General features: G+C 71.4%; 16 protein-coding genes. 10 read left to right on the top strand and 6 right to left on the bottom strand.

Annotation, left to right across the window (positions count from 1 at the left end; genetic code table 11):
* Positions 1 to 41: 41 nt before the first annotated feature.
* From GGD89_RS07550 to GGD89_RS07540, 3 genes are all read right to left on the bottom strand, one after another.
* On the bottom strand, positions 42 to 821 hold the full coding sequence (locus GGD89_RS07550; RefSeq protein WP_246422864.1) for a protein phosphatase CheZ: 780 nt from the start codon (positions 819 to 821) through the stop codon (positions 42 to 44).
* Between the two features lie 307 nt (positions 822 to 1,128).
* The gene (locus tag GGD89_RS07545) at positions 1,129 to 1,812 is read right to left on the bottom strand and encodes a cytochrome b/b6 domain-containing protein (RefSeq protein ID WP_184043726.1); all 684 of its coding nucleotides are present in this window, start codon (positions 1,810 to 1,812) and stop codon (positions 1,129 to 1,131) included.
* A 112-nt stretch (positions 1,813 to 1,924) separates the two neighbouring features.
* Positions 1,925 to 2,212: a PepSY domain-containing protein gene (locus tag GGD89_RS07540; protein WP_184043724.1), complete on the bottom strand. Its 288-nt coding sequence runs from the start codon at positions 2,210 to 2,212 to the stop codon at positions 1,925 to 1,927.
* 150 nt (positions 2,213 to 2,362) lie between these two features.
* Between GGD89_RS07540 and GGD89_RS07535 the strand changes: the two genes are divergently transcribed.
* The 4 genes from GGD89_RS07535 (at position 2,363) to GGD89_RS07520 (ending at position 5,624) form a co-directional block, all read left to right on the top strand.
* Complete coding sequence (locus GGD89_RS07535) at positions 2,363 to 2,713, top strand: PepSY domain-containing protein (protein ID WP_184043722.1); 351 nt, start codon at positions 2,363 to 2,365, stop codon at positions 2,711 to 2,713.
* 147 nt (positions 2,714 to 2,860) lie between these two features.
* Positions 2,861 to 3,553 (top strand): response regulator transcription factor, encoded by a 693-nt coding sequence (locus GGD89_RS07530; RefSeq protein ID WP_184043720.1) that lies wholly within the window; start codon positions 2,861 to 2,863, stop codon positions 3,551 to 3,553.
* On the top strand, positions 3,550 to 4,962 hold the full coding sequence (locus GGD89_RS07525) for a sensor histidine kinase (RefSeq protein ID WP_184043718.1): 1,413 nt from the start codon (positions 3,550 to 3,552) through the stop codon (positions 4,960 to 4,962). Before GGD89_RS07530 ends, GGD89_RS07525 begins: the two co-directional genes overlap by 4 nt.
* An 80-nt stretch (positions 4,963 to 5,042) precedes the next feature.
* On the top strand, positions 5,043 to 5,624 hold the full coding sequence (locus GGD89_RS07520; RefSeq protein WP_184043716.1) for a tetratricopeptide repeat protein: 582 nt from the start codon (positions 5,043 to 5,045) through the stop codon (positions 5,622 to 5,624).
* A gap of 32 nt (positions 5,625 to 5,656) precedes the next feature.
* Here GGD89_RS07520 and GGD89_RS07515 read toward each other — a convergent pair whose 3' ends face one another.
* Positions 5,657 to 6,235: a thermonuclease family protein gene (locus GGD89_RS07515; RefSeq protein ID WP_184043714.1), complete on the bottom strand. Its 579-nt coding sequence runs from the start codon at positions 6,233 to 6,235 to the stop codon at positions 5,657 to 5,659.
* Positions 6,236 to 6,610: 375 nt separating this feature from the next.
* On the opposite strand from GGD89_RS07515, the gene GGD89_RS07510 reads away from it, so the two are divergent.
* The 3 genes from GGD89_RS07510 (at position 6,611) to gor (ending at position 9,924) form a co-directional block, all read left to right on the top strand.
* The gene (locus tag GGD89_RS07510) at positions 6,611 to 7,687 is read left to right on the top strand and encodes a lysylphosphatidylglycerol synthase transmembrane domain-containing protein (protein WP_184043712.1); all 1,077 of its coding nucleotides are present in this window, start codon (positions 6,611 to 6,613) and stop codon (positions 7,685 to 7,687) included.
* Positions 7,688 to 7,691: 4 nt separating this feature from the next.
* Positions 7,692 to 8,348, top strand: coding sequence for a hypothetical protein (locus tag GGD89_RS07505; protein WP_184043710.1), 657 nt, complete (start codon positions 7,692 to 7,694; stop codon positions 8,346 to 8,348).
* Between the two features lie 196 nt (positions 8,349 to 8,544).
* The gene (gor, locus tag GGD89_RS07500) at positions 8,545 to 9,924 is read left to right on the top strand and encodes a glutathione-disulfide reductase (RefSeq protein ID WP_184043708.1); all 1,380 of its coding nucleotides are present in this window, start codon (positions 8,545 to 8,547) and stop codon (positions 9,922 to 9,924) included.
* Positions 9,925 to 9,939: 15 nt separating this feature from the next.
* Here the strand turns inward: gor and GGD89_RS07495 are convergent, their stop codons facing one another.
* The gene (locus GGD89_RS07495; RefSeq protein ID WP_184043706.1) at positions 9,940 to 10,944 is read right to left on the bottom strand and encodes an Rpn family recombination-promoting nuclease/putative transposase; all 1,005 of its coding nucleotides are present in this window, start codon (positions 10,942 to 10,944) and stop codon (positions 9,940 to 9,942) included.
* A gap of 94 nt (positions 10,945 to 11,038) precedes the next feature.
* On the bottom strand, positions 11,039 to 11,824 hold the full coding sequence (otnI, locus tag GGD89_RS07490) for a 2-oxo-tetronate isomerase (protein ID WP_184043704.1): 786 nt from the start codon (positions 11,822 to 11,824) through the stop codon (positions 11,039 to 11,041).
* A 132-nt stretch (positions 11,825 to 11,956) separates the two neighbouring features.
* Here otnI and hemN point away from each other — a divergent pair, with 132 nt between their 5' ends.
* The 3 genes from hemN to GGD89_RS07475 all read left to right on the top strand — a co-directional run bounded on the left by hemN (position 11,957) and on the right by GGD89_RS07475 (position 15,823).
* A complete protein-coding gene (hemN, locus tag GGD89_RS07485) occupies positions 11,957 to 13,309 on the top strand; it encodes an oxygen-independent coproporphyrinogen III oxidase (protein WP_184043702.1) in 1,353 nt (450 codons plus the stop codon).
* A 61-nt stretch (positions 13,310 to 13,370) separates the two neighbouring features.
* A complete protein-coding gene (locus tag GGD89_RS07480) occupies positions 13,371 to 14,084 on the top strand; it encodes a formyltransferase family protein (RefSeq protein WP_184043700.1) in 714 nt (237 codons plus the stop codon).
* 335 nt (positions 14,085 to 14,419) lie between these two features.
* Positions 14,420 to 15,823 carry a DEAD/DEAH box helicase gene (locus tag GGD89_RS07475; protein WP_246422862.1) on the top strand — a complete coding sequence of 468 codons (1,404 nt, stop codon included), beginning with the start codon at positions 14,420 to 14,422 and terminating at the stop codon, positions 15,821 to 15,823.
* Positions 15,824 to 15,863 lie beyond the last annotated feature (40 nt).

Raw genomic sequence — 15,863 nt, 5'->3', positions numbered from 1 at the left:
TCGGCCACGGGGGCTTCGACGGTCCCGTTCAGGGGCCGACCTCAATCGAACAGGGCGTCGATCTCGTCCTGGCTGATCCCCTTCTGGCCGATCTGCGGGCCGTTGAGCAGACGCTTTTCCTCCTCGGCGCGCTGCGCCTGCCACTCGTCCTCGGCGTCCACCAGAAAGCCGTCGCGTCCCCAGATGTCCATCATGTGGTCGATGCGCTCTTCGATGAACTTCATCGTATTGACCACCTTGGTGATGCGCTGGCCGGTCAGGTCCTGGAAGTTGCAGTGTTCGAAGACGCCCATGAGCTTGTCCTGGATGTCGTCGGCCAACTGTCGGATGTAGCTGTCCTGCTCCTGCGCCTGGATCTCCGACACCATGGAGGCCACCGACTCGATGATGTCCAGAATGCCGTTGGTCGCCGATTCCGTGGCGCCGACGATGGCGTCCAGTTCGTGGGCCACGGCGGTGAGGCGATCGCCCTGGGCCTGCTGGTCGCGCAGTTTCGCGATTTCCGTCTTGGTCTCGTCGATGCACCGCGCCAGGGCGCTGATCTCCATGCGCAGCACTTTCACCTCTTCCTTGTTGCGCTCCAGGTGCAGCACTTCGGGCGGGGGACCGGGGTCCGGGGCTGGCTCGGGCTCGGCTGCCGGCGCCGCCGGCTCCGGCAGGCGCGACTCCAGCGACGCCAGACGTTCGGTCAGGACGGCGATGGCCTGGAGGACGGCGGCGTTTCCGTCCTCCGCCGGTCCCTCGCTGGTCAGCACGGGGGGCTCGGCTCCGCGAGGGCCACGGCGCATTTCGGCGGTGAAGGGACGGCGGGTGGTGGTCATGGGCAACCTCTGCTGTCCTGAAGGGCCGGCGCCGGCCGCGCGTCCCCAAGGGTATGGGACGTCGCGGGATGTGACGGAGGACGAGGACCGTTTCTTTTAGCTAGACCATTTTTCGCAGAGATGGCAACCATGGTGGTTCGTCTTGTCTCTCCTCCGTCAGGCATTTGGTGCGGTTTGACTTCGAGTCTGGTGCGGTTTCGATGGATATTATTTGTTCAATCTTCGCTCTGTGCGCGAATAGACCGTCCGTGCGTGTGTGAATACCGGTGATGCCGTCCAGGACGAGTCCCTTGATGACGGCGCCGCCCTACGGCCGCTTGCGTCCGTCGATCATGGCGCGGACCAGATTCTCGCGGTGGACGAGGCTGCTGCCGATGGCGCCCAGCACATGCAGGGCGATGAGCGCCAGGGTCAGGTTGGCGAAGACCTCGTGCCACTCCTCCCAGCGTTCGGCGGCCTCGCTTTCGGAGGCGGCGGTGCCCGCGTGCTCCCAGCCGTCCTCGTCCGCCAGCGCCGGACCGATCACCATGCTCGGGGCCGTCGCGGCCGGTCCCATGAAGGGCGCCAGGGGGCCTTCGCCGCCCTCGGCCAGCAGGGCCATGCCGGTCCCGGTCGTGCCGGCCAGGCAGACCAGCAGCGCCACCGCCATGAGGCCGCCGGCCGGGTTGTGGCCGAGGGTGCGGCGCGCGGTGCCGCGCATCTCGTCCCGCAGATAGGCCAGGGCCGTCCCCGGGCCGCGCACGAAGCTGGCGAAGCGGGCGTGGTCGGGGCCGATGACCCCCCAGACGACGCGCAGGAGAAGGGTCGCGACGATGGCGTAGCCGGCCCAGGTGTGCAGCCACTCGGGTTCGCCCTCGGTCAGGTAGGCGACGGCGAAGGCGGCCACCAGGACCCAGTGACCAATGCGGACCAGGGGGTCCCAGACCTGTATCCGGTCGGCGGGCGTGGACGTCGACTCGGCGACGGCCGGGGGCTGTGCGTATTCGGTCATGGCGGCTCGTGTTTCCGTGTGCGGTGTGGGGGCTCCGACGGATGGAGCCGGGGATGGGATAAGGGGCGCGTCGACCCGGGACCCCGGGCCGACGCGGGATCGGGGATGGCCCTCAGTCGTCGAACTCGCGGGCCAGGATGTCGCCCGTCACCGGGTCCACCGCGAGTTCGAGGCGCTGGCCGTTGGCGTCGATGGCCTTGACCTCGTAGACGGAGCGTTCGGCTTCCACCGCCCGCACCGTCAGGCCACGCGACGCGACCAGGTCGGCGATCTCGCTGACGCTCAGCCAGGGGACGCCTTGCGTGGCGAGCGGGCGCGGACGCAGGTCGTCGGGCGAGGCCAGGGCGGGCGTGGCGGCCAGGCCGAGGGCGACACAGGACAGGATCAGAACAGGGCGCATGAGGGGGTCTCCGTGATGAGATGGGAGGGCGGGGTCGCCGCCGTCCCCGGGGAGCGCGACGGCATGGGGACACCCTGGCACGGGTCCGCTGACACGGGCCTGAGCCGGGGCGTCAGCGCGATGTCAGCGGGCGCGTGTCAGAAGGAGGCCATGACCAAGCATCGACCGCTTCACGGGTGGGCGCCGGCGGGCGCGATCGTCCTCCTCGCCCTGGTGGCCATGGGCGCCGTGGGCCTGGCCCTGGCCGACGAGGACGATCGCCACGACGACGACCACGAGCGCGCGCGTCGGGCGCTGGCGCGTGGCGAGATCCGCGCCCTGGCGGACATCCTGGCGGTGGTCGGCGCGGCCCTGCCCGGGCGCGTCATCGAGGTCGACCTGGAGCGGGAGCACGGCGCGTTCGTCTACGAGTTCACCGTGGTCTCCCCCGAGGGTTGGGTCCGGGAGGTGATGGTGGACGCCCACACGGCCGAGATCGTCGCGATCGAGGACGAGGACTGACCCGGCCGGCCGTGGCCGCGCCGCCCGCTGGCCTCGCGACCCGCGCCCGGGTGTGCCAGGGTGTGGCGATCGCGTCACGCGCGTGGCGATCGCCGCGGCGGTCCGGCCGGGCTGTCCTGGAGAGGACAGTGATCGAGAGGATGGGGCATGCGCGTTCTTCTGGTGGAGGACGACGCGCGAATCGCGCGCGACGTGGCCGCCGCCCTGGGCGCGGCGGGGTATCGGGTGGAGGTTTGCGGCGACGGTGAGGACGCCTGGTTCCTGGGCGAGACCGAGGCCTATGACCTGATCGTTCTCGACCTGGGCCTGCCGGGCCTGGACGGCCTGGCCGTGCTCAAGCGCTGGCGGGCCGCCGGCCGCCACGATCCGGTGCTGGTGCTGACCGCGCGGGGCACCTGGAGCGAGCGTGTCGAGGGCATCGACGCCGGCGCCGACGACTACCTGCCCAAGCCGTTCCACATGGAGGAACTGGTGGCGCGCGCCCGCGCCCTGATTCGCCGGTCCGCCGGCCAGGGGGCGGCGGTGGTGCGGGTCGGCCGCGTGAGCCTGGATACCCGCACCATGGAGGTCAGGGTGGACGGCGTGCCCCGGTCGCTGTCGCCCCTGGAGTACCGCCTGTTGTCCTATCTGGCGTTGCACCGGGACCGGGTGATCGCGGTGACGGAGCTTCTTGAGCACCTATACGGCGACGACGACGCGCGCGAGGCCAATGCCCTGGAGGCCGTCGTGGCGCGGCTGCGGCGCAAGCTTGGGGCCGGCGTGATCGAAACCCGGCGCGGCTTCGGCTACACCCTGGCCGTGGACGGACCGGCGGGTGGGCCGGCGGACGGCGCGGCATGACGCCCCGGACATCCTTGCGCCTGCGCCTGCTGCTGGCCGGCGCGGCGGCGGTGCTGGTGGCCCTGGGTCTGGCCGGGCTGGGGTTGGCCGTGCTGTTCGAGCGGCATGTGGAGCGCCGCGCCCTGGCGGAACTGTCGTTGCACCTGGACCAGGTGATCGCCGGGCTGGATCGCGCCGCCGACGGCGCCCTGATCCAGGCCCGTCCGCCCGCCGACCCCCGTTTCGCCCACCCCTTGTCCGGCCTGTACTGGCAACTGGAGTCCGGCGGACGCCGGCTGCGCTCGCGGTCCCTTTGGGATACCGACCTCAGCCTGCCCCGCGACGACCTCCAGGACGGCCAGGTGCATGAACACCGGCTGGCGGGGCCGGGTGGGGTCGACCTGCTGGTTCTGGAACGCAGCGTGACGCTGCCCCGCCGGCTGGGCGCCGCCCGGGCGCGGGCGGCCGTGGCCATGGACCGGGCCGATATCCGGGCCGCCACGGTGGCCTTCTCGGCCGACATGCTGCCCTTCCTGGGGGTGCTGGCGGTGGCGCTGATCGGCGCCATGACCGCGCAGACCCGCGTGGGGCTGCGGCCGTTGGCGGCGGTGCGCGCGCGCCTGGGAGCCATCCGCGCCGGCACCGCGACCCGCCTGGGGACGGACGTGCCGGACGAGGTGCGCGCGCTGGCCGCCGAGGTCGACGCCCTGCTGGCGGCGCGCGAGGCCGATGTGGTCCGCGCCCGTGCCCGCGCCGGTGACCTGGCCCATGGCCTGAAGACGCCGCTTCAGGTGTTGACCGGGGATGTCGACCGCCTGCGCGCGGCCGGCCAGGACGCGCTGGCCGACGAGGTGGCCGAGGTGGCGGCGGCCATGCGCCGCCATGTCGATCGGGAACTGGCCCGCGCGCGGCTGGCGCGGTCGCATTGGGGGGACGCCACGGCGCGCATCGATGCCCGCGCCCGTCCGGCCCGGGTGGTGCGGGGTCTTCTGGCGGTGCTGCGCCGCACGCCGGCCGGCGCCCGCCTGACCTGGCATGAGGACCTGCCGGAGGATCTGGCGGCGCGACTCGATCCCGACGACTGCACCGAGGCCCTGGGGAATCTGCTGGACAACGCGGCGCGCCACGCCGTGGCGGCGGTGACCGTGACGGCGCGGCGTGACGGCGCGTGGGTGGAGATCTCCGTCCGCGATGACGGTCCCGGGATTCCGCCCGGGCGGCTGTCGGAGGTGCTGCGGCGGGGCGCGCGCCTGGACAGCGCCGGGGTGGGGCGGGGGCTGGGTCTGGCGATCGTCCAGGATATCGCCGAGGCCTGGGACGGCACCCTGGACCTGGAGAACGCCGACCCCGGTTTGCGGGCGCGCCTGCGGGTGCCGGCGGCGGCGCCGGCCGCCGACGTGGTTCCGCCGTCCCTGTCCGCCACCGCGTGATGGGCGCTCCGGTTGGCGTTGGTCCGGTCCGACCGGACGTGCGATACTCCGGGCGGAGTCCGGGGGCGGGAGACGAGCACATGAGACGGGACTGGCGATGGGCGCGGCGGTGTCGGGCCGGCTTGCCGAGTGTGGGTCTGGCCGTGGCGGTGCTGGCCGGCGCGTTGTTCAGCGGGACGATGGCCGGCCAGGCGGGCGCCCAATCCCTCGACCAGGCGTTCAACGACGGCATGGCCGCCGCGCAACGGGGCGACTTCGCCACCGCCCGCGACATCTGGAGCCCCCTGGCCGCCGAGGGGCATCCCAACGCTCAGTTCAACCTGGGCCAGATGTACGCGCGCGGTGACGGCGTTCCCCAGGATTTCGCCATGGCGCTGCACTGGTACCGGCAGGTCGCGGACAAGGGGTTCGCGGCGGCGCGCTTTCGCCTGGGCGTGATGTTCGAGCGTGGCCTGGGCGAGCGTGCCGGGGTCCTGTGCGCCTACATGTGGTACGATTTGGCGGCGGCCGACGGGTGGCGGCCGGCGGCCACGCGGCGCGACGCCCTGGCCGGCGAGATGACCGCCGCGCAGGTGCGATGGGCGCAGAAGATGGCCCGGACGTTTTCCCCCGACTATCCCTTCTGCCCCGACGCGCGGGTCACCGTCTCGATGGGGTTCTGACACCAGGCGCGACGTCGTCGCCGGACCGGCGGTCAGCGCGGGTCGGACAGCGGAGGACGGCGCCAGCCCTCGGCCTCGGCGGCGTCATCGCTGCAAAAGCGGGTGACGATGGCGGAGTCCTCGATCTTGTCGTAGCCGGGATCGAGCGGCACCAGATAGATGGGCGTGCCGTCGTCGGTCGTCATGGCCTTGATGGGACACACGGGCCCCGTCCCGTCCACCGGCGCGTCGGGCAGGCGTCCGCCCCGCCGCCAGTTGGACGGCCGCACGAAGTCGGTGGACCAGATGCCCAGGCGTCCGGCGCGCGCGCTTTCCTCGGCCTCCTTGTAACTCGCCGGGGCCGTCGGCAGGGCCAGCGCCAGTCCCTGGGACAGCAGCATCATGGCCAGGTCCTGGGTCTGGTTGATGGCACAGGTGGCGGTGCCGGGACGCTCGGCCGCCTCGCCCACCGGCGTGCAGACCAACGGAGCCAGGGCCAGCCCCAGGGCGCGATTCAGCGCGAAGGCGGCGTCCAGGCCGCAGGTGCCCCAGCGGCCCGCGCGCAGGCATCGTTGTCCCAGTTCCGGGGCATCGACGCCGAACAGGTGGTACACGCCCTCGGCGGTCTGCACCGTGTCGCCGTCGATGACGCGGGGCCGGAGGGGGGTGTCCGCGCCCGGGCCCGCAACGTCCAGGCCGCGACCGATCCCGGGCTGCGGCGCAACCGAAAGAGCGAAAAGGGTCGCCAGTGCCACCAAGAAGGCCCCTGTCTGCCCGCGCGCCCTGGTCCGTCGTGGAATCCGCACTGGTTCCATCCCTCCTGTTCCGGGTCCGGACCACGTGCGTCGGGTCCGAGACATGCAGACCGGTCGTGCCGTGGGATCATGGCCACTTTAGGACCACCGCGTCCCGCCGTCCATGCGTCCGCCCGGCGATCCCGCCTTCCCGCGACGACCGATCCGGACTAGACCTCGCGTCTCGATGTCGTGAGGACCAGGGAGAAGACCATGTCACACGCACCACGGCGGGGCGGGCGTGTTCGCCCGCGCACCCTGGTCTGGAACGTGGGGCTGGCGGTGGCCCTGGTGGCCGCCCTGGTGGTCTGGGCGGTGCCCGAGGACACGGGACGATCGGTGGTCGAGGCCCTGGTCGGCGCCAATCCGCTCGCGCTGACGGCGGCGCTGGCGCTGTATCCCCTGATTCCCCTGGCCCGGGCGCTGCGGCTGCGGGCGGCGCTGAGCCTGCCGATGGACGGACGCCGGATGCTGGCCCTTGGCCGGGTGGCGGCGATGCATTCCATGCTGGCGTCGTTCGTGCCCATGCGGCTCGGCGAGGTGTCGTTGATCTGGCTGCTCCACCGGGCCGTGGGCACGCCCATGGCGACCGGATCGGCGTTGCTGCTGGTGCTGCGGCTGCTGGACCTGGTGGTCGTGCTGGGTGCGGGGATCGTCGCCCTGGCGTGGCTGCCGGCGGCGCGGGTGGCCTTGCCCCAGGCGGGACCGGTGGCCTCGGTCGCGTTGCTGGCGGTGCTGGGGGGACTGGCCCTCGCGCCCGCCCTGGCCCGGCGCCTGGGTCGCTTGACGCCGTTGGTGCCCGGCCGGGTCGGGCGATTCGCCGCCGCGCTGTTCGACTCGGTGGGGACGATGACACCCGGACGGCTGGGGCTGCTGCTGGGCTGGACCCTGCCGGCGTGGGGACCCATCTTCCTGATTGCCTGGCTGTGCGCCAACGCGGCCGGACCGGGCGTGGGGCTGGCCGGCGGTATCGCCGGCGGCAGCGCGACGGCGCTGGCCTCGGTGCTGCCGGTCAACACGGTGGCCAGCGTGGGCACCTTCGAGGCCGCGTGGATGCTGGCGCTGATGCCGGCCGGGCTGGACGGGGCGACGGCGCTGGCGACCGGGGTGCTGTTCCACGCGGTGGTACTGGTCGGGTCGGCGGTCCTGGGCCTGCTGGCGCTGCCGGGCGGGTGGCGGCGCGAGCAGCCCTCCGCCGGCGATCGCCCCGAAGCGGGCACATTTGCCGGCGAACCTGACGTGTCAACGCGGGCCGAACCAGGGATTGGCCCGCCGACGGAGAGAGGGTGACACCATGCGCGCGGTGATCCTGATCCTGCTGACCGTCCTGGCTTTGTCCGGCATGTCCGGGGGCATGGTGACGCCGGCGTGGACGGCCGAGGACGATGCCCTGGGCGACGCCGGATCCGCCTATTGCGGGGCCGTCGCCCGTCAATGCGGCCTGGCCTGCCAGGGCGGCACGGAGCCGGGCTCGGCCGCCTCCGCCGCCTGCGAGGCCCGGTGCGCGGTCGAGCGCGCGGCCTGTGAGGCCCAGGACGCCCTGTCCGGCGTGGAACCCTGGCTGGACGACAAGGCCGAGAAACTGGACCGGTTCATGGACGGGTTCGAGGCCGATCCGGAGGCGGACCCCGGCGATCCAGGGGCGGTCCCGTCCCCAGGTGAGCGTACGAGCGAGGCGTGTCGCGCCGCCCGTGATCAGTGCATGAGCCGTTGCGACGCCCGATTCGGTGACGACTATGCTCGCTCGGGCTGCGAAAGCGTCTGCGCCCTCAATCGCGCCACCTGCGAGGCGACCGCCGGACTCGAGACCGCGCGCCCCCTGATCGAGCGCGAGGCCGAACGGCTTCAGGACTTCTTCGATGCGCTGCGCGGGCACGGCGACACGCCGCCTCCACCGCCGCCGCCCCTGGACGCGCCGGACCCCGACGGCGACGGCATTCTCGATATCTGATGCCAGTGGTGGACGACTGTGACGCGTCCGCCGAACGGCGCCGGCTCCCTCCCGGCTCTCTCGGGGTTGCGTCGCGGGCGTTCCCGCGCCACATCGGGCGGGATGGTGCGGGCGCCCGCGTGGGCGCGTATCCTGGCGAGCCCCGTGCGCGGTCGCGCGGCGGGCGCCCGTTGTCCCGATCGGTAAGGAAGTGCGCATGGCCCAGTACGATTACGACCTCATCACCATCGGCGCCGGGTCCGGTGGCGTGCGCGCCAGCCGCGTCGCGGCCAGCCAGTTCGGCGCCCGCGTGGCCATCGTCGAGAACAGCCGCGTCGGCGGCACCTGTGTCATGCGCGGCTGCGTGCCCAAGAAACTGCTGATCTACGGCGCGCACTTCAGCGAGGAGGCCGAGGACGCCACCGGCTACGGCTGGACGGTGGACGGCGTGCGCCACGACTGGCCGGCCCTGATCGCCAACAAGAACCGGGAACTGCAGCGGTTGGAGGGGGTCTATCATCGTCTTCTGCGCGACGCCGGCGTCACCTTGCTGGAAGGCCGGGGGCGGGTGGTGGATGCCCACACCGTCGAGGTGGACGGCACGCCCCATACCGCCGAACACATCCTGATCGCCGTGGGCGGCTGGCCGTCGCTGCCCGCGATCCCGGGCATCGAGCACGCCATCACCTCCAACGAGGCCCTGGACCTGCCGGCGCGTCCCGACCGCGTGGTCGTGGTGGGCGGCGGCTACATCGCCGTGGAGTTCGCCGGCATCTTCAACGCCTTCGGCTCCCGGGTGACCGAGATCATCCGCGCCGGCCAGATTCTGCGCGGGTTCGACGAGGACGTGCGCGACACCCTGGCCGCCGAAATGGAGAAGAAGGGCATCCGCGTCCGTCGGGAGTGTCAGGTGCATTCGATTGAGAAGCAGCCCGACGGGTCCTTGTCGCTGCTCACCGACTGCGGCGAGGACATCACCACCGACGCGGTGATGTACGCGACGGGCCGGTCGCCGAACACCAAGGGGCTGGGCCTGGCGGAGGCCGGCGTCACCCTCGACCCGCATGGTGCCGTTGTGGTGGACCAGGCCAACCGCTCGTCCGTGCCCAGCATCGCGGCCATCGGCGACGTCACCAACCGGGTCAACCTGACGCCCGTGGCCATCAAGGAAGGCATGGCGTTCGCCCTGTCCACCTTCGGCTCGGCGCCGACCCGCGTGGACTACGCGGACATTCCCTCGGCGGTGTTCAGCCAGCCGCCGGTGGGCACCGTCGGCCTGACGGAGGCCCAGGCCCGCGCCCAGGGACCGGTGGACATCTACCTGTCGAGATTCAGGCCGATGAAGGTCACCCTGTCGGGTCGCGACGAGAAGACCATGATGAAGCTGATCGTCTCGCGCGAGACCGACCGGGTGGTCGGCGCCCACATGGTCGGCGCCGATGCCGCCGAGATCATCCAGGGGATCGGCATCGCCATCAAGGCCGGGGCCACCAAGGCGCACTTCGACGCCACGGTCGGTATTCACCCGACGGCGGCGGAGGAGTTCGTCACCATGCGCGATCCGGTGCCCGATCCCTCGTTCGAGCATACGGAATAGACGCGGGCGCGGGGGTTAAGACGAGCCCCCACCCTCGAACAGGGCGTCCGGGCTGTCGATGGTCGCGGCCCGGGCGACCAGCGGCTGGAGGTGTTCGACGGTCAGGGTGGCGAGGTGCGCGCGCAGGTGCGGGTCGACAGGTCCGAAGCGGGCCTCCAGAATCATGATGACCGATTCGACCGTTCCCTCGGCTCGTCCCTCGACCCGCCCCTCGGCCCTCCATTCCTGGGCTGCCAGGGAAACCATGGTGTCCTCCCGGTCCGGTTTGGCCAGGGCGGCCACCCGGCGCCAATCCGCCTTCGTCAGCCGCCCGATCACCCGCACAATATAGTGCACTACCTGGCGCTCCAGAAGGGAGTCGTCGGGGAGGGCGGCGACGATCTCCACCAGCCGCTCCAGCGGCGCGTCGTCTCCCGTGCCGAGGCGGAGCGCCATCAACACCGCGCGGATGTGTGGAACCGTCGAGAGCGACTCGGGGGGCATGCGACCCAGGTCCCGGACCGTATAGCGCAGGTCCTGGACGAGGGGCCGCAGGCTGTCGTCCATGTCCAGGCAGTCCAGCACCGAGGTCGGCACCCGCCAGCGGGCGCGTCCGTGATACAGCACCAGGGGAAGGATGGGTGGCAGGCACGCCAGTTTCGCGGTGTCGCGGCCGACATGACGTTCCCAGATGCGCAGCATGTAGCCCAGGATTTGAAGCGGCGTGCGCGGATCGGGGCGGCTCTTGTGCTCCAGCAGGACGTACAGGAACGCGGGGCGCGTGTCGGTCAGGGTCACGGCATAGAGCCGATCGCTGGTGGTCCCCCGCAAGGCCGGGTCCACGAAGCTGCCGTCCACCAGTCGCGGCGGCGTCTCGGACAGATGTCTGGTGATCTCGGGCGGAAGCTGCTCAAGCAACACCGTGCCCGCGTCGCGTGGGTCCGCTAGCAGGGCACGAAAGAGGGCGTCGTGCGGACTGTCGGGGGGATGATCGGCGGTGGTTTCCGCGCGCGGACCAGACGGAGGGTCCCGGTCAGTCATGGTGTGTTTGCGTGCTTCGTCGCCAGTGTGGCAACCATATCACCACAGGTCTGGCGCGCGGACAACGGTCGCTGGCACCGGCGCGAGGCGGGGTCTACCCGCCGATCCCCCAGTCCCTGGCCCAGCGCAAGCCCGGCAGCGTGCCGGCGCGTGGGTGATACGCGCAGCCCACCCAACCGCCGTAGCCGTGGGCGTCCAGCAGGTCGAAGATGTAGCGCCAGTTGATCTCGCCCTGCTGGTCCGGTTCGTTGCGGCCGGGGACACCGGCGATCTGCACATGCCGGATCACCGCCAGGGCCTGTTCCAGGGTGTCCGTCAGCGCCCCCCGTTCCATTTGCGCGTGATAGACGTTGTACTGAAGGCCCAGGTTGGGACGATCGAGATCCTCGATCACCCTGAGGGCGTCCTCCGGCCGGGTGAGGAAGTAGCCGGGCATGTCGACGGGGTTGATGGGCTCGATCAGGATCGTGACCCCACGGTCGCGCGCCATGTCGGCGGCCGTCGCCAGATTGTCCATGTAGGTGTCCAGGGCCGGCCCCCAGTCGTCCTCGTCCACCACGCCGGCCATCACGTGCAGATGCGGGCACTCCAAAAAGTCGGCGTAGTCCAGCGCGATCTCCAGGCCGTCCCGGAACTCCGAGTCGCGTCCCGGCAGCGCCGCCAGGCCGCGCTCGCCCGCCTCCCAGTCCCCGGGCGGCGTGTTGAACAGCACCGGGGTCACACCGTTCATGGCCACCAGATCACCGACGCGTTCCGCCGCCAGGTGGTAGGGGAAGTGCATCTCCACGCCCATGAATCCGGCCTTGGCGGCCGCCGCGAAGCGATCGGGAAAGGGCAGGTCGGTGAACAGCATGGACAGGTTGGCGGCGAAGCGGGGCATGATGGGCTGGGACTCCCTGGTTGACGCGAGCGCGCCGACGGAAAATATAGACTGGTCGCGACCGCATGCGCGCTCTCGTGCAGGTCGAGGACGGTTCGGAAAGGGGCGGACGAACAGGATGGACCGACGCACATGACGATACAGGATCTGGCCGCCAAGTACGATTTGCGGTTGCCACGATACACCTCGTACCCGACCGCCCCGCACTTCTCGGCGACGGTGGGATCGGAGACCTACGCCCGCTGGCTGGGGGAACTGGACCCGGCGACGCCGCTGTCGCTGTACACCCACGTCGCCTACTGTGACGAGATGTGCTTCTTCTGCGGCTGCCACACCAAGGTGGCGAAGCGGTATGACCCGGTGGCCGACTACCTGGACGCCCTGCTGACCGAAATCGATCTGATCGCCGGCCTGCTGCCGGCGCGCATGGGCTTCAAGTTCATGCACTTCGGCGGCGGCAGTCCGACCATCCTGACGGCCGAGGACTTTTCCCGCCTGATCCGGCATCTGCGCGACCGCTTCACCATGCTGGACGGCGCCGAGATCGCCGTGGAGATGGACCCGCGCACGGCCACCGAGGATTACGTCAAGGCCATGGCCGACGTGGGTGTGACCCGGGCCAGCATCGGCGTGCAGGACTTCGAGGAGACCGTCCAGAAGGCCGTCAACCGCGTCCAGCCCTTCGAACTGGTCGAGCAGGTCATCGCCTGGCTTCGCAAGCACGGCATCGAGGATATCAACATGGATCTGATGTACGGCTTGCCGCATCAGACCACCGAGAGCATCTGTCGCACCATCGACCGTGCCCTGGCCCTGCGGCCGCGCCGGGTGTCCTACTTCGGCTATGCCCACGTGCCGTGGATGCGCAGCCACATGAAGATGATCCCCGAGGACGCGCTTCCCAGCGTCACCGAACGCTGGAGCCAGTATCTCAAGGGCTCCCAGCGGTTCTCGGACAACGGCTATGTGACCGTCGGCCTGGACCACTTCGCCGCGCCCGATGACGAACTGGCGCTGGCGCTCGGCAATCAGAGCCTGCACCGCAACTTCCAGGGCTACACCACCGATACCGCCGAGGCCCTGATCGCCTTCGGGGCCTCGGGCATCGGCTCGCTGCCGCAGGGCTACATCGGCAACCAGGGGGAAATCGGCGCCTACAAGCGCACCGTGCGCGCCGGCACGCCCCCCATCACCCGGGGCCTGGCCGTCAGTCACGAGGACAAGGTGCGCCGGGCCATCATCGAGCGCCTGATGTGCGACCTGGGCGTGGACCTGGAGACCGTGGCCGCCGAGTATGGCGCCTCGGCCGACGATTTCGAATCCGAACTGTCCCGCATGGCCGACCTGGAAAGCGACGGCATCGTCATCCGCGACGGCGCCCGGCTGCGGGTCACCGACCTGGGCCGGCCGCTGGTGCGGGCCGTCTGCGCCAAGTTCGACCAGTACTTGAACGTCGGCGAAAAACGTCATAGCCAGGCGGTGTGACCCGGACGGGAGAGGGGCCGGGACGACACGCCGCCACGGCACCAAGCGGAGCCCGTGTCCCATGACGAGTTGCTCCGATGGCACCCTCATCCTGCTGGCGCCCCCGGAGGACCAGCAGGAGGCCGCCGCCCCCCTGCGCGCGGCCGATCCCGGTCTTGCCATCGTGCCGGTCGCCGATCGCGGCGCGCTGGAACGCGCGGTGCGCGCGCATCCCCGGGCCCGGCTGCTGTCGGTGTGTTCGCCGGTGATCGTGCCGGCGCGGGTGCTGGCGGTGCTCCCCGGACCCGCCTACAACCTGCATCCCGGTCCCCCCGCCTATCCGGGCCTGTTCCCCGCCGTGTTCGCGCTCTACGAGGGGGCCACCACCTTCGGGGCGACGCTGCACGAGATGGCGGCGGCCGTGGATGCCGGGGCGATCGTCGCCACCAGCGAGATCGACATTCCGCCGGACATGGATCGCCTGGGCCTGGAAACCCTCAGCCGCCGGCTGGTGACACACTTGCTGCGGCAATGCGCGCCGGCCCTGGCGCGCGTCGACGCGCCGTTGCCGTCCCTGGGCGTGCCCTGGCGGAAGCCGACGCGGCGGCAGGCGGACTTCGAGGCCCTGTGTCGCCTGCCCGAGGACGTGGACGCGGCCGAGTTTCAGCGCCGTCTGCGGGCCGTGGGCGAAGGGCCGCGGCACGCCCTGCGGCTGCCTCGCTTCGGCCGCTGGTTCCGGCTGGACTCGACGCAGGCGGACACGCCCGTGGTCAGGGGGGGGCGCGTGGCGCGCTGACGTGGTCGCGCCCGCCCGTCGCCCGCCGGGCCGGGGCGGGATCGCCGAGAAAGTGTTTGCCACCAGGCCGGATGTGTGCGCTTATGGGAACCACGATGCATCGCGCGTGGACGGCGCAAGCGCCGAAGGCGATGCACGGTCCGGGTGAGGCTTGGAGCGCGATCGGCGCCCGTGGTCTTACCTTATGGAGGGCCATTCCTCCCGGATTCCGATGCCTTGGCGGCCCCCGCGCGCCCGCCCCCGACGACACCCGGTCTCCCGGCTTGGCGCGGTTCGCGCCCTCGGTTGAGACGTCCCGTGAAAGTTCCCGATTGACTCAGTTTGACGACCTCGGCTTGGCCGAGCCCCTCCTTCGCGCCGTTGCGGACGAAGGATACACCCACCCCACGCCCATCCAATCCCAGGTCATTCCCGCCCTGATTCAGGGGCGCGATGTCGTCGGTATCGCCCAGACGGGCACCGGCAAGACCGCGTCCTTCGTGCTGCCCGCCCTGCATGCCCTGACCCGGGACCGCCGGCGGCCCCAGCCGCGCGCCTGTCGCGCGCTGATCGTGGTGCCCACGCGTGAGCTGGCCGCGCAGGTGGCCGACAGCATCCGCACGTATGGCCGCCATATGCGGCCGTCGTTGGCGGTGGTCATAGGCGGCGCCCGGCCCGGCCCGCAGATCAAGGCCCTGGCGCCCGGCGTGGACATCGTCATCGCCACCCCGGGCCGCCTGCTGGACCACCTGTCCACCAACGCGGTGCGCCTGGACGCCACCACCACCGTGGTGCTGGACGAGGCCGACCAGATGCTGGATCTGGGCTTCATGCCCGCCATCCGCCGCATCATGGCGGCGCTGCCCCGCCAGCGTCAGACGGCGCTGCTGTCCGCGACCATGCCCAAGCCCATCCGGGCGTTGGCCAGCGACTTCCTTGACGCTCCCGTCGAGATCGCCGTGGCGCCGGCGGCCAAGCCCATCGAGCGCATCGACCAGTCGGTGGTGCACGTGGACGGCGCGGCCAAGCGCGCGGTGCTGGTGGACCTGCTGGGCTGCCCCCGCGTCGAGCGGGCCATTGTCTTCACCCGCACCAAGCGGGGCGCGGACAAGGTCGCCCGGCACCTGGAACAGGCCGGGCTGTCGGCCGCCGCGATCCATGGCAACAAGAGCCAGAACCAGCGGGAACGCACCCTGGGCGCGTTCCGGGGCGGCAAGGTCGCCGTGCTGGTGGCCACCGACATCGCCGCGCGCGGCATCGATATCGACGATGTCTCGCATGTGTTCAATTACGAGTTGCCGAACGTGCCGGAATCCTACGTGCACCGCATCGGGCGCACGGCGCGGGCCGGCCGCGACGGCATCGCCGTGTCGCTGTGCGATCCGACCGAACGCAGCCTGTTGCGGGACATCGAGACGCTGATCGGCCGTACCCTGGCCGCGCGAACGATCCGGGCCGATGGGTCCGCCGTGGAAACCCCGCCCGCCGCCACGCCGGCGCGGACGCGCACCGCCGCCCACGCGGACCGGTCTGGACCGCGTCGCCCGAATGGACCGGGACGCGGATCCTCGCCGAAACCCGCCCGTCCGGGCCGCGCGACCGGCCGTCCGGACGAGGCCGGCGCCGCAGGCGCCGGCGGGCGTCCCCGTCGCCGGCCTCGGCCGGCTGCCGTCGCCGACGGTCGGGCGCTTCGAGACAGGCCCGGGGCCGATGGGACCCGGGACGGACTCAACCGCATGCTGGCCAGTACTGGCCGCTGAGGGCGGTCGGGGGTGGTGCCAGCACCGCGGCGTTTTCCCC

Source organism: Roseospira visakhapatnamensis, assembly GCF_014197915.1.
In the GTDB taxonomy this organism is placed as follows: domain Bacteria; phylum Pseudomonadota; class Alphaproteobacteria; order Rhodospirillales; family Rhodospirillaceae; genus Rhodospira; species Rhodospira visakhapatnamensis.
The sequence above is the reverse complement of the archived record's forward strand: the minus strand, read 5'-3'. Positions and strand labels throughout refer to the sequence as shown.

What these genes read in the sequence shown, in the direction of transcription:
- GGD89_RS07535 (WP_184043722.1), top strand. Translation starts at nt 2,363, where the DNA reads ATGACCAAGCATCGACCGCTTCACGGGTGGGCGCCGGCGGGCGCGATC.
- GGD89_RS07505 (WP_184043710.1), top strand. Translation starts at nt 7,692, where the DNA reads ATGCGCGCGGTGATCCTGATCCTGCTGACCGTCCTGGCTTTGTCCGGC.
- GGD89_RS07510 (WP_184043712.1), top strand. Translation starts at nt 6,611, where the DNA reads ATGTCACACGCACCACGGCGGGGCGGGCGTGTTCGCCCGCGCACCCTG.
- GGD89_RS07525 (WP_184043718.1), top strand. Translation starts at nt 3,550, where the DNA reads ATGACGCCCCGGACATCCTTGCGCCTGCGCCTGCTGCTGGCCGGCGCG.
- GGD89_RS07495 (WP_184043706.1), bottom strand. Translation starts at nt 10,944, where the DNA reads ATGACTGACCGGGACCCTCCGTCTGGTCCGCGCGCGGAAACCACCGCC.
- gor (WP_184043708.1), top strand. Translation starts at nt 8,545, where the DNA reads ATGGCCCAGTACGATTACGACCTCATCACCATCGGCGCCGGGTCCGGT.
- hemN (WP_184043702.1), top strand. Translation starts at nt 11,957, where the DNA reads ATGACGATACAGGATCTGGCCGCCAAGTACGATTTGCGGTTGCCACGA.
- GGD89_RS07545 (WP_184043726.1), bottom strand. Translation starts at nt 1,812, where the DNA reads ATGACCGAATACGCACAGCCCCCGGCCGTCGCCGAGTCGACGTCCACG.
- GGD89_RS07540 (WP_184043724.1), bottom strand. Translation starts at nt 2,212, where the DNA reads ATGCGCCCTGTTCTGATCCTGTCCTGTGTCGCCCTCGGCCTGGCCGCC.
- GGD89_RS07530 (WP_184043720.1), top strand. Translation starts at nt 2,861, where the DNA reads ATGCGCGTTCTTCTGGTGGAGGACGACGCGCGAATCGCGCGCGACGTG.
- GGD89_RS07480 (WP_184043700.1), top strand. Translation starts at nt 13,371, where the DNA reads ATGACGAGTTGCTCCGATGGCACCCTCATCCTGCTGGCGCCCCCGGAG.
- otnI (WP_184043704.1), bottom strand. Translation starts at nt 11,824, where the DNA reads ATGCCCCGCTTCGCCGCCAACCTGTCCATGCTGTTCACCGACCTGCCC.
- GGD89_RS07520 (WP_184043716.1), top strand. Translation starts at nt 5,043, where the DNA reads ATGAGACGGGACTGGCGATGGGCGCGGCGGTGTCGGGCCGGCTTGCCG.
- GGD89_RS07550 (WP_246422864.1), bottom strand. Translation starts at nt 821, where the DNA reads ATGACCACCACCCGCCGTCCCTTCACCGCCGAAATGCGCCGTGGCCCT.